This is a genomic window from Nonomuraea sp. LPB2021202275-12-8 (genome assembly GCF_037044575.1).
GTDB lineage: Bacteria > Actinomycetota > Actinomycetes > Streptosporangiales > Streptosporangiaceae > Nonomuraea.
In genome coordinates, this window is sequence record NZ_JBAHWD010000019.1 from 160,842 (window position 1) to 174,447 (window position 13,606).

At 71.4% G+C, this 13,606-nt stretch carries 10 protein-coding genes; 9 read left to right on the forward strand and 1 reads right to left on the reverse strand.

Features of this window, described 5'->3' with window-relative positions; genetic code table 11:
- The first annotated feature begins 276 nt into the window (after nucleotides 1-276).
- The gene (gene pstS, locus V5E28_RS30200) at nucleotides 277-1,347 is read left to right on the forward strand and encodes a phosphate ABC transporter substrate-binding protein PstS (protein ID WP_336211886.1); all 1,071 of its coding nucleotides are present in this window, start codon (nucleotides 277-279) and stop codon (nucleotides 1,345-1,347) included.
- Here pstS and V5E28_RS30205 read toward each other — a convergent pair.
- Nucleotides 1,337-2,626, reverse strand: coding sequence for an MFS transporter (locus V5E28_RS30205; RefSeq protein ID WP_336211887.1), 1,290 nt, complete (start codon nucleotides 2,624-2,626; stop codon nucleotides 1,337-1,339). The genes pstS and V5E28_RS30205 overlap by 11 nt on opposite strands.
- 171 nt (nucleotides 2,627-2,797) lie before the next feature.
- On the opposite strand from V5E28_RS30205, the gene V5E28_RS30210 reads away from it, so the two are divergent.
- From V5E28_RS30210 to V5E28_RS30245, 8 genes are all read left to right on the forward strand, one after another.
- Nucleotides 2,798-3,256, forward strand: a complete 459-nt coding sequence (locus V5E28_RS30210; RefSeq protein ID WP_336211888.1) for a cobalamin B12-binding domain-containing protein — start codon at nucleotides 2,798-2,800, stop codon at nucleotides 3,254-3,256.
- Nucleotides 3,253-4,527, forward strand: a complete 1,275-nt coding sequence (locus tag V5E28_RS30215) for a methylaspartate mutase (protein WP_336211890.1) — start codon at nucleotides 3,253-3,255, stop codon at nucleotides 4,525-4,527. The genes V5E28_RS30210 and V5E28_RS30215 overlap by 4 nt, the downstream gene beginning before the upstream one ends.
- A complete protein-coding gene (locus V5E28_RS30220; RefSeq protein WP_336211892.1) occupies nucleotides 4,524-5,516 on the forward strand; it encodes an asparagine synthetase A in 993 nt (330 codons plus the stop codon). The genes V5E28_RS30215 and V5E28_RS30220 overlap by 4 nt, the downstream gene beginning before the upstream one ends.
- Nucleotides 5,513-6,742, forward strand: a complete 1,230-nt coding sequence (locus V5E28_RS30225) for a glutamate synthase-related protein (RefSeq protein ID WP_336211894.1) — start codon at nucleotides 5,513-5,515, stop codon at nucleotides 6,740-6,742. The genes V5E28_RS30220 and V5E28_RS30225 overlap by 4 nt, the downstream gene beginning before the upstream one ends.
- Nucleotides 6,739-7,995, forward strand: a complete 1,257-nt coding sequence (locus V5E28_RS30230; RefSeq protein WP_336211896.1) for a cation:proton antiporter — start codon at nucleotides 6,739-6,741, stop codon at nucleotides 7,993-7,995. The genes V5E28_RS30225 and V5E28_RS30230 overlap by 4 nt, the downstream gene beginning before the upstream one ends.
- Complete coding sequence (locus V5E28_RS30235) at nucleotides 7,992-8,531, forward strand: flavin reductase family protein (RefSeq protein WP_336211898.1); 540 nt, start codon at nucleotides 7,992-7,994, stop codon at nucleotides 8,529-8,531. The genes V5E28_RS30230 and V5E28_RS30235 overlap by 4 nt, the downstream gene beginning before the upstream one ends.
- Nucleotides 8,528-10,039, forward strand: a complete 1,512-nt coding sequence (locus V5E28_RS30240) for a tryptophan halogenase family protein (RefSeq protein ID WP_336211899.1) — start codon at nucleotides 8,528-8,530, stop codon at nucleotides 10,037-10,039. Before V5E28_RS30235 ends, V5E28_RS30240 begins: the two co-directional genes overlap by 4 nt.
- A gap of 21 nt (nucleotides 10,040-10,060) precedes the next feature.
- A partial coding sequence (locus tag V5E28_RS30245) for an amino acid adenylation domain-containing protein (protein ID WP_336211901.1) occupies nucleotides 10,061-13,606 on the forward strand: 3,546 nt, incomplete at its 3' end.

The window sequence follows — 13,606 nt, forward strand, 5'->3', positions numbered from 1 at the left end:
TCGCGGTCAGGGGGACGGACGAGGTCCGCCCCGTCATGCGGGCGATGCTGTCAGGCCGTACCGACAATCAGCCGAGCTCGGCCGTCGCCGCCGGGCGAGCTCGCGCCGCCGGTGGCAGTGTTAAGGCGACCCTCGAACGCGAGCTGGGCGGCGTTCATGGGCGCATTCCTGCGCTTTCGGGCTATAGAGCACCTTGACGATGAAATGACGGTTTGCCGTCGGGAGGTTGACCGGAGATTAACCCGACAGACACCACCACTTCATACCTTGGCGAGGATGGCAAAACTAACAGTGACCGTTGGGCCGGCTGTGCTCGCTGCCCTCACCCTCGCCGCGTGTGCCGCCGGGTTGAGCGGGGCCGCGATGTTGACCCGCGAGGACGTGCCCGAGAATCTCCCGATCACCGAGTCGATCTCTGGTTCGGGCTCAAGCGCGCAGCTGGGCGCGATGGACGCCTGGCGTGCCGAGTTCTACCGGATCCACCCCGACCGGCGGGTGCACTATCAGCCGAACGGGTCGGGAGCCGGCATCGGCGACTTCATCGCGGGCAGCACCGCGTTCGCCGGCACGGACGTCGCGATGACCCCCTGCGAGCAGGCTCGGGCGGACAGGCGCTGCGGCAGCCGCGCGATGCACCTGCCCATGGTCGTGGGCCCGATCGCGCTGGCCTACAACCTGCCGTCCATGCCGGATCTGAAGCTCTCGCCCACCACCCTGAGCGGCATCTTCAGCGGGCGGATCACCAGGTGGGACGCCCAGGAGATCGCCGCCGACAACCGCGGCAGGCGCCTGCCGCACACCGGCATCCGCCTCTTCCACCGCTCCGACGGCTCGGGCACGACCCACAACTTCACCACGTATCTCAAGACGGCGGGTCGCTGGCCGTACCAGCCGTCCAGGAAGTGGACCGGCTCCGGGCAGGGCGTCGCGGGCTCCACGGGGATCACCGAAGCGGTCCGTGGCACCGAGGGTTCCATCGGGTACGTGGAGCACGGCTTCGCCACCGACGCTCACCTCTCCACCGCCAAGGTGCGCAACGCCTCCGGCCAGTTCGTCGCGCTCTCGCCGCAGAGTGCCACCAAGGCGCTGGAGGGCGCTCGGATCGTCGGCGCCAACGATGGTCTGCTGGTGGAGCTCGACTATCTGACCAAGGGAAACGGCGCCTACCCCATCGTCCTGGTCACCTACGAGATCACCTGCTCGAAGAACTCCGAGCCCCTCGTGCGGACCTTCCTGGACTACACCGCGAGCGACGCCGGCCAGTCCTACCTTTCCCTCCACGGCTATGCCCCGCTTCCGCCGGACCTCCTGGTCAAGGTCCGCGCCCGGCTCGGCCTCACAAGCTGAACGAAGTCGGTGGCGCCGCGGCGGCGGGCTCGGTGGGCAGGGACCTGTTCTTGCGCATCGGCCCGGCGAGCAGGATGAAGCCGCTCAGCACCGCCATCGACGTGACGATCCACATGGTGGCGCGCAGGCCGGCGAGCTCGGCGACCGCCCCGCCCAGCACGGCGCCGATCGGGAGCGTGCTGAAGTTGACGAAGTGCTGACTGGCCGCGACCCTGCCCATGAGGTGGCCCGGCGTGTATGACTGGGTGAAGGTCCCGATGAGCACATTGCTGGCGACGATGGCGACGCTCACCGTGAGGCCGCCCACCACCAGGAAGACCAGGCCCCATCCGTCGGTGGTCAGCGGGATGAGCAGGGCCAGCGGCGTGACGCCGAGCTCGGCCACCAGGATGGTCCTGGCGGTGCCGACGCGCGCGGCCAGACTGGTCACGATGAGCGCGCCGATGACGCCGCCCACGCTCACCGCTCCGATGACCAGGCCCACCAGCCCCTGCGGCAGCCCGACCTCGCGGATCATGAAGACGATCAGGGTGGCCTGGAGAGCCGCGGCGGCGAGGTTGCCGGCGCCCGCGTGGATCGTGAAGACGCGCAGGTACGGGTCGCGCCAGACGAAGCGCAGACCGGCGCCGATCTCCTCACGGAGCGTCGTGGTGCGCTTCTCGCGCTCTTCCAGGTGGGATTCCGGCACCGGGATCCCACGCAGGCACAACGCGGAGGCGACGAAGCTGAACGCGTCGATGAACAGGCCGCTCACCGCGCCCGCGAGCTGGGCGATGGCACCGCCGACGGCCGGCCCCAGGATGAGCGCGCCGGCGTCGGTGCCCTGCAGCTTGGCGTTCGCGCCCGGCAGCCGCTCCTTCGGCAGCAGGGCAGGCAGGAAGGCCTGGGCGGCCGTGGAGAAGAAGACCGCCGCCGTGCCGAGGACCAGGGCGACGCCGATCAGGTGAGCCATCGTCAGCACGCCGAGCCAGGCGGCGACCGGCACGGTGGCGAGCGCGAGCGCCGAGACGGCGTCGCAGGTCATCATGGTCCGGCGCCGGCGCATGCGGTCGACCCACGCTCCGGCGGGTAACCCGATGATCAGCCAGGGCAGCCAGACCGAAGCCTCCAGCACAGTGATCATGAAGGTGCTCGAGTCCAGCACGCTGAGCGCGATCAGTGGCATGACGATGGTGGTCACGGCGCTGCCGAGCTTGCTGGTGGCCTGCCCGAACCACAGGCGCGTGAAGTATCCGCTGTAGTCGCGGGTGATGGCGGGCGTCGCGCGGTCGATTTCCATGAACCCCGTCCGATGGGTTGCCTGGGCTGCGTGATCTCACGGCCATTCTGAGGGGGTTCCGGGCGACCTATCGCGAAACTACCGGCAACTGCCTGCATTCTGCCGCATGCAACTGCCGGTCCCGATCGCCGGCCAGAAGTAGCCTTTCCCATTAATTCCAGAAATTTAGTGGTGGAGGCTCTCATTAACGGTTCTCGGCTCAATGTTCTGCTGACGGGGACGTCGTCGGATTCGCATGTCTGGAACCTGGTCTACATGCACCTGTTCATTCAGGAGCTGGGCCACGACGTCCGCAACCTGGGCTGCTGTACGCCGGACGACCTGCTGCTCCGTGAGGCCGTCCGCATGGCGCCCGATCTCGTCGTCCTGAGCACCGTCAACGGGCACGGGCTGACCGACGGGGCAAGGGCGGTGCGGCTCCTTCGCGGCGAGGCGCCCTTGCGGGAGATCCCCATCGTCATCGGAGGAAAGCTCGGCGTCGCCGGATCCGGTCGGGCGGAATACGCCCGGACGCTGCTCGCCGCCGGTTTCACCGCCGTTTTCGGGGACGAGGACATTGATGTCGCATTATTTGAGTCCTTTATTGATTCCGTCATGAAGAATCGTGTTACGACAAGGGTGAGCAATTGACTGCGTTCGGGCGATTCGTGGCGGACGTCCGCGCGGCGGGCGGTCTCGTGCTGCAGCCGCGCATGGGGTTCGGCGGCGCCGCGCACATGCGCCGCGGCCTGGCGGCGACGAAGGCGGCCGCTCCGGCCACGGTGGGCACCATCACGCTGGACAGCTACACGAGGCTGGGCGACCACGACGGCGCGCGGCGGGCGCTGGCAGCCGGCGTGGAGCTCAACGGGTACCCCATCGTGGCCCACGAAGCCGGCACGACGCTGGCCATGCTGGACGGGATCCGCGACGACGGCTTCCCGGTGCAGGTGCGGCACGGCTCGCCGGCGCCGGATCGCCTGTTCCGCAGGCTGTGCGACCTTGGCCTGACCGCGACCGAGGGCGGCCCGGTGTCCTACTGCCTGCCGTACGGCCGGACGCCGCTGCGCGAGAGCAGGCAGAGCTGGGAGCGCTGCTGCCGGATGCTCGCCCAGACGCGTGAGTCCGGGGTGGAGCCGCATCTGGAGACGTTCGGCGGGTGCATGCTCGGACAGCTCTGCCCGCCCGGACTCCTCGTCGCGATCAGCTTGCTGGAAGCGCTGTTCTTCCGCCGGCACGGCGTGCTCAGTGTCTCGCTCAGCTACGCCCAGCAGGCCAGCCCCGACCAGGACGAGGAGGCGCTGCACGCGCTCCGCCGGCTCGCGGCCCGGTTCCTTCCCGGCCTGGACTGGCACGTCGTCCTCTACGCCTACATGGGGCTCTATCCCCGGACCCGCGCCGGCGCGGAAGCGCTGCTCGCCGACGCCGCCGGGCTCGCCGTCCGAGGCGGCGCGGCGCGGCTGATCGTGAAGACCACGGCGGAGTCGGCGCGCATCCCGACCATCACGGAGAACGTCGCCGCGCTCCGCCACGCCGCGTCCGCCGCGGAACAGGCCGGATCCGCTGCCCACCCGGTGCCCGACACCGGCGTGCTGGCGGAGGCGCGCTCCATCGTCGAGGCGGTCCTCGATCTCGACGACGACGTCGGAAAGGCCATGGAGCGCGCCTTCCACCGCGGCTACCTGGACATCCCCTACTGCCCGCACCCGGACAACGCCGGGCGGACCAGCAGCTACCTCGACCATGACGACCGGTTGCGCTGGCGCGACACCGGCCGGCTGCCGGTCGCCGAGCCCCGCCGCGCCGTGGGGCGCCACTTCGGCGCGGCGGACCTGCTCGAGTGCCTGAGCCGGGTGCGCAGGAAATACGACGGCGAGCCGGTGGAAGCCCACGGCTCCAGCCCCTTCGAGGTGAGGACATGATCGCTGATGAGCCCCGGTTCCCGGGACCGCTGCGCCGCCACCTGCTCTCCCCGGTCACCCGGATCGCCCTGCGCGTCCAGCAGGAGATCCTCGGCGCCGTGCGCGGCTTCCTCGCCGCCCGCGGGTTCGTCGAGCTGCAGGCGCCGATCATCGGCCCGGTGACCGATCCGGGCGTCCGCGGCGCCAAACAGGTGGACATCGACTACTACGGCGCCCGCTACAAGCTGATGTCCAGCGCGATCCTGTACAAGCAGGCCGCGCTGCTGACCTTCGACCGGATCTTCTGCGTCGCGCCCAACATCCGCCTGGAGCCGCCGGAGACGGCCTCGACCGGCCGGCACCTGGTCGAGTTCCACCAGATCGACATCGAGATGGCCGAGGCGTCGCGCGAGGAGGCGATGGCCGTCCTGCAGGGGCTCGTCGTCCACACGGTGGACGCCGTGGTCCGCAACCTGGCCGGGGAGCTGGAGGCGCTCGGCCGCGACACCGGCGCCTTCGCCGAGCTGCTCGACCAGCCCTTCGACCGGATCTCCCACGCCGAGGCCGTGGCGCGGCTCGAAGCCGCGGGGCATCCGCAGCGGGGCGCCGCCGAGCTCGCCTGGTCGGGGGAGCGGGCGCTGTCGGGCAAGGCCACCCGGCCGTTCTTCGTCACCGACTACCCCAAGGGCTCGCGGGGTTTCTACGACCGGGAGAGCCGCACGTCCGCCGGGGTGCTGAGGAACTTCGACCTGATCGCCCCCGAGGGGTACGGCGAACTGTCCAGCGGCAGCGAGCGTGAGTCCGAGTACGCCAGGCTGGTGACCCGCATGCGGGAGACCGGGGAGAATCCGGCCAAGTACGTCTGGTACCTGGAACTGGCCAGGGAGGGCATCCGGCCGAGCGCGGGATTCGGCCTCGGGCTGGAGCGGCTCACCCGGTACATCACGGGCCTGGACGAGATCTGGCAGGTCACGCCGTTCCCGAAGCTGGCCGGGGTGGTGTCCCCGTGACCCGGCTGCACGCCCCGGGCTTCCCCGAGGAGCTGATCAGGGCCCGGGCCAGGACGGGCCAGGCGGCCGCGTTCCCGTCCGAGAAGGAGTACGGCCACGCGGTCTTCGGCGCCGTGCCGACGACCGGCGACGACCTCCTGGACCGCATGCGCCTGGCACCTCCGATCTTCATGCCGCAACGGCTGGAGAAGCTGATCGAGCTCGGCCGCGAGCCGACCTACGCGGACGTGGAGCTGACGACGCTGATCGGAGGCATTCCCGCGCGGCTGCCGGTCTACGTGTCGGCGCTGGGCTCGACCGAGGCGGCCGGCTCCGGCCTGGGCCTGTCGGTGATCCGTCAGGCCGCGCGGCTCGGCGTGCCGCTGGTCATCGGCGAGAACGTCGCCTCGACGAGCGGATACCGCGACACCGAGACCGCCGCCGGATTACATCTGCGGATCAAGACCTACCTCGCGGAGCTGCGGGGCGAGCACGGCGGGATCGTCGTCCAGCAGAACACCGAGGACGCCGACTCCGAGGTGTGGAATCTCGTCTACAGCGACCCGGTCGTGGCGGACCTGCTCGCCTCCGGGCGACTGGCGTTCGAGCTGAAAACCGGGCAGGGGGCCAAGCCGGGACTCGGCGGCATGACCGTCCTGGACGCCGCGGACGCCACCCGCCTGGCCGGTCGCTACGTCCTGGACACCACGTTCGGCCGGGGCGCGCTGCTGCGGAGCGGCAGCCCCGGCACGTTCACCGAGGAGATCCTCGGCCAGCAGATCCGCCTCATGCGCAACAACTACCCGCGTGCCCGGGTGTGGGTGAAGCTCCCGCCGGTCCGGGACGTGCGGGCGGCCGCGCTCGTCGCGTGGTCGGCGGGCGCGGACTCGGTCACGGTGGATGGAGGGGAGGCCGGCACCGGTTGGGCGCCGCTCGCCTTCCTGCAGCACGCGGGCCTGCCGCTGGCCGAGTGCCTGCGGCGCCTCGGCCCCCCGCCGTCGTGCGTGCTGGTCTCCGGCCGGATGTGGGAGGGCGCCCGTGCGGTCAAGTGCCTGGCGCTGGGGGCCACGGCCGTCGGGCTCGGCCGTGCCGCGCTCCTTGCGGTCGACGAGGGGCCGGAGAACGGCCTGGTCAACCTGGTCGAATGCCTGGCCCTGGAGATGCGGATGCTGGTCAGCGCGCTGGGGAAGTACGCGCCCGCCCGGCTGGGGCCCGAGGACGTCTGGCTCCCGGAGGCCGGCTCATGATCGCCACAGTGGCGCAGCTCGCCGCGATCCTCCTGATCCTTTACGCCGGCCGGGCCGCCGCGCGCCTGCTGCGGCAACCCGAGGTGATCGGTGAGATCTGCGCCGGGCTGCTGTTCGGGTACCTCGTCATGCGGATCGCGGGCCCCGAGGGGCTCGACGAGGTCCTCTCCGTGGGGCTGACCGAGGTGGTGCACGCCGTCGGCCATGCCGGACTGGCGCTCTTCCTCGTGGGCATGGCCTTCGAACTGCGGCGCGGCCTCGGCCGCATCAGACTCAGGGAGGTCGGCGCGGTGACGGCGGGCGCCCTGGCCCTGCCGCTGGCAGCCGGGGCCGGGCTGGCATGGTGGCTGTTCGCCACCGGCCGGCCGGAGCTGACCGGCACGGCGGCGGCGCCCGCGTTCGTGGCGATGATCGCGATCTCGCTCGCCGTGACGGCCGTTCCGGTGCTGGCCAGGATCCTGGCGGCGCGCGGCCTGGCCGACGACACCGCCGGCACGCTGGCGCTCGGGTCGGCCGTACTGATCGACGCGGTCGCGTGGCTGCTGCTGTCAGTGGTGATCGGGCTCTCGGCCGCCGGGCTCGGCGGCGTGCTGCTCTCGATCGCGGTGTCCTGCGGTGGGATAGCGACGGCACTGGGGGCCAGGAGGCTCCTGGACCGGGCGCGGATCGGCGCGCTGTGCGCCGCGCATCCCGGGCTCGCCGTCGTGCTGACCGGCCTGCTCGCGGTCGCCGCCATGTGGGCGGCCGGGCGGTGGGGGCTGACCGAGTTCCTCGGGCCGCTCCTGGTCGGCCTGGCGCTGCCGGCCGACCGGGCCGGCCGGCCTCCGGCGTGGGGCCGGCTGGCCGCCTCGACGGGCGGCCTGGGCCTGCGGCTGGTCCCGGCCCTCTTCGTGGTCACCGGGATCACGCTGTTCGCCGGGCCGGAGCCGGCGAGCGTCGGCTGGGAGGTGATCGCCCTGGTCACGGTGCTCGCGATGATCGGCAAGATCGGCGGCGGCTACCTCGGCGCGGTCGCGGCGGGCCACTCCCCGCGTACCGGCTTCCAGGTGGGCGTCCTGATGAACGCCCGCGGTCTCACCGAGATCGTCTTCCTGCAGAGCGGGTACGCCGCAGGGCTGCTGTCTCCTGCGCTGTACCTCGCGTTTCTCGTGATGGCGGTGGTGACGACGGCGGCAACGGGCCCGCTGCTGTCCGTCGTCGACAGAATCTCCGCCTCGCCTGGCATGACCAAGAAAGGCGCGGTACTTCCGTGAAGCACATATCCCTCAACGGCGCGGACGTGGTCGACATGCGCCCGTTCATGACCGAGTTCCCGACGGGCGTGGCCGTCGTCACCGCTTTCGCGCCGCACCAGCGGCCGTGGGGCATGACGTGCACCTCCCTGTGCAGCGTCACGCTGACCCCGCCGACGCTGCTCGTGTGCCTGCGCGACGGCAGCCCGACGCTGGCCGCGCTGCTGAGCGTGCGCACCTTCGCCGTCAACCTGCTGCACCGCGACGCGCGGGCGACGGCCGAACTGTTCGCCTCCGGGGCGGCCGACCGGTTCGACCGGGTGGCCTGGAGTGCCCCGGCCGGCTGCGGCGGGCCCCATCTGAACGTGTCCGCCCACATGATCGCCGACTGCGAACTCGCCGAGAGCAGGAGGATCGGCGATCACGTCGTGGTCACCGGCCAGGTCTCGCGCGTCACCCGCACGTCGGCGACGGCCCCGCTCCTGTACGGCCGGCGCCGCTACGCGTCCTGGCCGGACAGGCCCCCAGCACCCGCGGGTTTCGGAGGATTGCAATGATCCGCAACGTCGTCATCGTCGGTGGAGGCACGGCAGGCTGGATGACGGCCACCTACCTCAACCGGGCGTTCGGCGACTCGGTGACGGTAACGGTCGTCGAGTCGGCCCAGGTGCCCACCATCGGCGTGGGGGAGGCCACCTTCAGCACCATTCGCCACTTCTTCTCGTACCTCGGAGTCGAGGAACGCGACTGGATGCCCGAGTGCGCGGGCAGCTACAAGCTGGCCATCAAGTTCGAGAACTGGCGCGAACCCGGCACGCACTTCTACCACCCCTTCGAGCGGCTGCCCGTACTCGGCGACTTCGACCTGGCCGACTGGTGGCTCCACCTCGACGGCAAGGTGGCCGAGTTCGACCGGCGCTGCCTGGTCATCCCGGCGATCTGCGACGCGCAACGGGCGCCGCGCCGCCTCGACGGCTCGCTCCTGACCGGCACCCTCGAACAGGGCACGCAGTTCCCCTACGCCTACCACTTCGACGCCGCCCTGCTGGCGAGATACCTGACCCGGCTCGGCACCGCCCGAGGCGTCCAGCACGTCCTGGACCACGTGACGGACGTCAAGCAGGACGAGCGAGGCTGGATCAGCCACCTGGTCACCGGCGAGCACGGCGAGATCCGCGGCGACCTGTTCATCGACTGCACCGGCTTCCGCGGTCTGCTGATCAACAAGGTGCTCGGCGAGGAGTTCCTGTCCTTCGAGGACGTCCTGCCGAACAACCGCGCGGTCGCGCTCAGAGTCCCGCGCGACATGGCCAAGCACGGAATAGACCCGTACACCACCGCCACGGCGATGGACTCGGGCTGGATCTGGACGATCCCGCTGTTCGGCCGGGTCGGCACGGGTTACGTGTACTCCGACCGGTTCTGCTCGCCCGAAGATGCCGAGGCGACCCTGCGCGCGTTCGCCGCGCCCGGCATGCCGGAGCTGGAGGCCAACCACATCAGGATGCGGATCGGCCGCAACCGCCGGTCCTGGGTGCGCAACTGCGTGGCCATCGGCCTGTCGAGCGGGTTCGTCGAACCGCTGGAGTCCACGGGGATCTTCTTCATCCAGCACGGCGTCGAGCAGCTCGTCAAGTGCTTCCCCGACGCGACGTGGGACCAGGGGCTCGCCGACGCCTACAACGCCCGGGTGGCCGGGGTGATGGACGGCGTCCGGGAGTTCCTCGTGCTCCACTACCGGGCCGCCGCCCGGGACGACACGCCCTACTGGAAGGCGGCCAAGACCCGCGCCGTGCCGTCCGGGCTCGAGCGGCGCCTGGAGGCGTGGCGGTCGATGCTGCCCGACCCGGCCGGCATCCATCCGCACTTCCACGGCTTCGAGCCGTACTCGTGGCGCGTCATGCTGATCGGCCTCGGCGCCCAGCCGGCCGCGCCGCTGCCGGCCCTCGCGCACGCGGATCCGGGCGCCGCCCTGGCCGCGCTGGACGACATCCCGCGCAGGGCCCGGCAGCTCATGGAGGAGCTTCCGAGTTGTCACGCCTACCTCAAGCAGCTCAACGACTGATCAGATCGGATGGAGCACGAGATGTCGCGACTGCCGTTGTCGACCGCACAATGGGGAATCTGGTTCGCCGGTCAGCTGGGCTCGTCGAACGAGCTGATGAACTGGAGCGAATACCTCGAGATCCACGGAAACGTCGAGGTGCCGCTGTTCGAGTCGGCGCTGCGTCAGGCGGTGCGCGAGACCGACGCGCTGAACCTGCGGTTCGCCGTGGACCCGGACGGTGAGCCGTACCAGGTGGTCGAGAGGGAGCGCGCCATGCCCTTCTCCTTCCTCGACTTCTCCGGCCGGGCAGACCCGGCCGCCGCGGCCGAGGCATGGATGCGGGCCGACGCCGAGCGGGCCGTCGACATCGGCAGGGACGTGCTGTTCAACGAGGTGCTCTTCAAGATCGACGATGATCGGTACTTCTGGTACTGGCGGCTGCACCACCTGATCATGGACGGGTTCGGTCACTCGCTGTTCGTGCGGCGGGTGGCCGAGGTGTACACGGCCATGGAGCGCGGCGAGGCGGTTCCCACCACGCCCTTCGGCTCGCTGGCCTCGCTGCTGGAGGAGGAGCAGGGCTATCTGGCGTCGTCCGAGATCGGCCGCGACCGTGAGTTCTGGCGAGAGCGGCTGGCCGGGAACCCGGTTCCCGTCGCGCTCGGCCGCCCGACGACCAAGGGCACGACCAGGATCCTGCGCCACACCCATCATCTGGCCCAGCACGAGCTCGACCGGCTGCGCGCGCTGGCCGGAGAGCTGGGGGTCAAGTGGTCGCGGCTGCTCGTCGCGATCATGGCGGCCTTCCTGCACCGCGTCAGCGGGGCGGAGGACGTGGTGATGAGCCTGCCCGTGACCGGGCGCGCCACGTCCACCGCGCTGAACGTGCCGTGCATGATGTCCAAGGTCGTGCCGTTCCGCGTGGCCGTGCGCCCGGAACTGACACTGAGGGAACTCGTCGCCCAGGTGGCCGCCGAGGTCGACGACGTGCTGGCGCACCAGAGGTACCGCGTGGAGGAGATGCGCAGGAACCTCTCGCTGCCCGGCGGGCAGACGATGTTCTTCGGCGCGCTGATCAACATCATGAGGTTCCGGCAGCGTGTCCGGTTCGGCGACCGGCCGACCACCATGCACCACTTCATGAGCGGGCGCGTCGAGGACGTCGAGGTCGTGGTGGACGGCCGGGCCGGCGACGACGGGCTGCGCATCGACTTCGACGCCAGCCCGGCCGCGTACGACGTCACGGAGTTCGCCGCGGGGAGGCGTAATTTCCTGACCTTCCTGCGCTCGCTGCTGGCCTCGCCGGCCGACCGAAAGGTCGGCGACGTCGAGCTGCTGAGCCCGGCCGCGCGCGGGCGGATGCGCGCGCTCGGCGCGGCCCCGGCCGGGCACCCGGCCGACGAAGGCGTCCACACCCTGTTCGAACGGCAGGCGCGCGCCACTCCTGAGGCCGTCGCGCTCGTCTCGGGCGATCGGCGGGTCCGCTACGCCGACCTGGACGGCCGGGCGAGCCGGGTGGCGCGTGACCTGGTGGCGGCCGGAGTGCGTCCAGGGTCCGTGGTGGGCGTGTACCTGGAGCGCGGCGTCGGCCTGATCACCGCCCTGCTCGGCGTGCTGAAGGCCGGAGCCGGCTACACCCTGCTCGACCCGGCCTTCCCCGCCGAGCGGCACGCGCTGGTGCTCCGCGAGGTCACCGCGGGCGCGGTGGTGACCACGGAGGAGCTCGCGGACAGGCTGGCCGGGCCGCACCAGCCCCGCGTCGTCCTCACCCATGAGGACCCCACGAGCGGGGATCTCCCGCGGGATCCAGGACTTCCCAGCCACCCCGACGACGTCGCCTGCGTCATGTTCACCTCGGGGTCCACCGGCAGGCCCAAGGGAGTCGTCGCGCCGCACCGGGCGCTGACCACCACCTTCCTCGGCCAGGACTACATGGACTTCGGACCCGGACACGTATGGCTGCAGTCCTCGCCGGTCTCGTGGGACGCGTTCGCGCTGGAGGTCTTCGGCGCGCTGCTGCACGGCGGCACCTGCGTCCTGCCTTCCGGACAGCGGCTCGATCCGGCCGAGATCGCGGAGACGGTCGCCCGGCACGGCGTGACCGTGCTGCAACTGTCGGCCGGCCTGTTCAACGCGCTGCTCGACGAGCGGCCGGAGGTCTTCGCCGGGCTGCGGGTGGCGATGACCGCGGGCGAAGCAGCCTCGGTCTCCCATGTGCGCCGCGCCTTGCGGCGCTTTCCCGGCCTGGTCGTGCTCAACGGCTACGGTCCGGTGGAGAGCATGGGATTCACCACTTGCCATCGGGTCGTCGAGGCCGATGCCGAGCGGCCGTCGATCCCCGTCGGCGCGCCCCTGGCGGGCAAGGGCGTTCTGGTGCTCGACCAGGGGCTGGGCGTGGTCCCGGTCGGCGTGGTGGGCGAGCTGTACGTGGCGGGCGGCGCCCTGGCGCGCGGCTACGCGGGCCGTCCGGGCCTGACCGCGGACCGGTTCGTGGCCGATCCGCACGGCCCGGCGGGCTCGCGCGTCTACCGGACGGGCGACCGCGTGCGGTGGCGCGCCGACGGGGTGCTGGAGTTCGTCGGCCGCGCCGACGAGCAGGTGAAGGTACGCGGCTTCCGCGTCGAGCCCGGCGAGGTGGAGTCCGCGCTGCGCGACGCGCCCGGCGTGACCGACGCCGCCGTCGCCGCGGTCGAAGACGCGACGGCGGGTCGGCGGCTGGTGGCCTACCTGGTCGGCGACGCCGAGGCGGGCGCCGTGCGGGCCGCGCTGGAGGCCGTCCTGCCCGAGTACATGGTGCCCTCGGCGTTCGTCCCGATGGACGCGCTGCCGCTGACGCCCAACGGCAAGCTCGATCGCCGGGCGTTGCCCGCGCCGTCCTTCGACGGAACCGCGGGCGGCCGCGGCCCGCGCAACCCGCGCGAGGAGATCCTGTGCGGCTTGTTCGCCGAGGTGCTGGGCGTGGGCCGGGTGGGCGTCGACGACGGCTTCTTCGACCTGGGCGGGCATTCGTTGCTGGCCATCCGGCTGATCTCGCGGATCCGCTCCACGCTGAGCACCGAGGTGACCGTGCCCGAGCTGTTCGCGTCGCCGACCGTGGCGGGCATCGCCGCACTGGCGGCCCGGCGGCGGAGCGCGCACCCGCGCCTGGAGGCCGTGCCCAGGCCCGGCCTGGTGCCGCTGTCGTTCGCGCAGCGACGGCTGTGGTTCCTGCGCGAGTGGGAGGGGCCGAGCGCCACCTACAACGTGCCGCTCGGCCTGCGCCTCCGGGGTGCGCTGGACCCGCGGGCGCTGACCAGCGCGATCGCCGACGTGGTGGCGCGGCACGAGAGCCTGCGCACCGTCTTCCCGGCCGTGGACGGCGTGCCGTACCAGCAGGTCGTCGAGGCCCGTCCGGTCGTCGAGGTCGTCGAGTGCCCGGAGGACGAGCTGACCGCACGGATCGATCAGGCCGTCGGCCACGCCTTCGACCTGGCCGCCGACCTGCCGGTCCGCGGATGGATCTTCAGGCTGGGGCCGGAGGAGCACGTGCTGTTGCTGGTGATGCACCATATCGCCGCGGATGGCTGGTCGACGGGTGTGCTGTGT

Coding starts and splice junctions, on each gene's coding strand:
- V5E28_RS30220 (WP_336211892.1), top strand. CDS start 4,524: ATGATCGCTGATGAGCCCCGGTTCCCGGGACCGCTGCGCCGCCACCTG.
- pstS (WP_336211886.1), top strand. CDS start 277: ATGGCAAAACTAACAGTGACCGTTGGGCCGGCTGTGCTCGCTGCCCTC.
- V5E28_RS30205 (WP_336211887.1), bottom strand. CDS start 2,626: ATGGAAATCGACCGCGCGACGCCCGCCATCACCCGCGACTACAGCGGA.
- V5E28_RS30240 (WP_336211899.1), top strand. CDS start 8,528: ATGATCCGCAACGTCGTCATCGTCGGTGGAGGCACGGCAGGCTGGATG.
- V5E28_RS30230 (WP_336211896.1), top strand. CDS start 6,739: ATGATCGCCACAGTGGCGCAGCTCGCCGCGATCCTCCTGATCCTTTAC.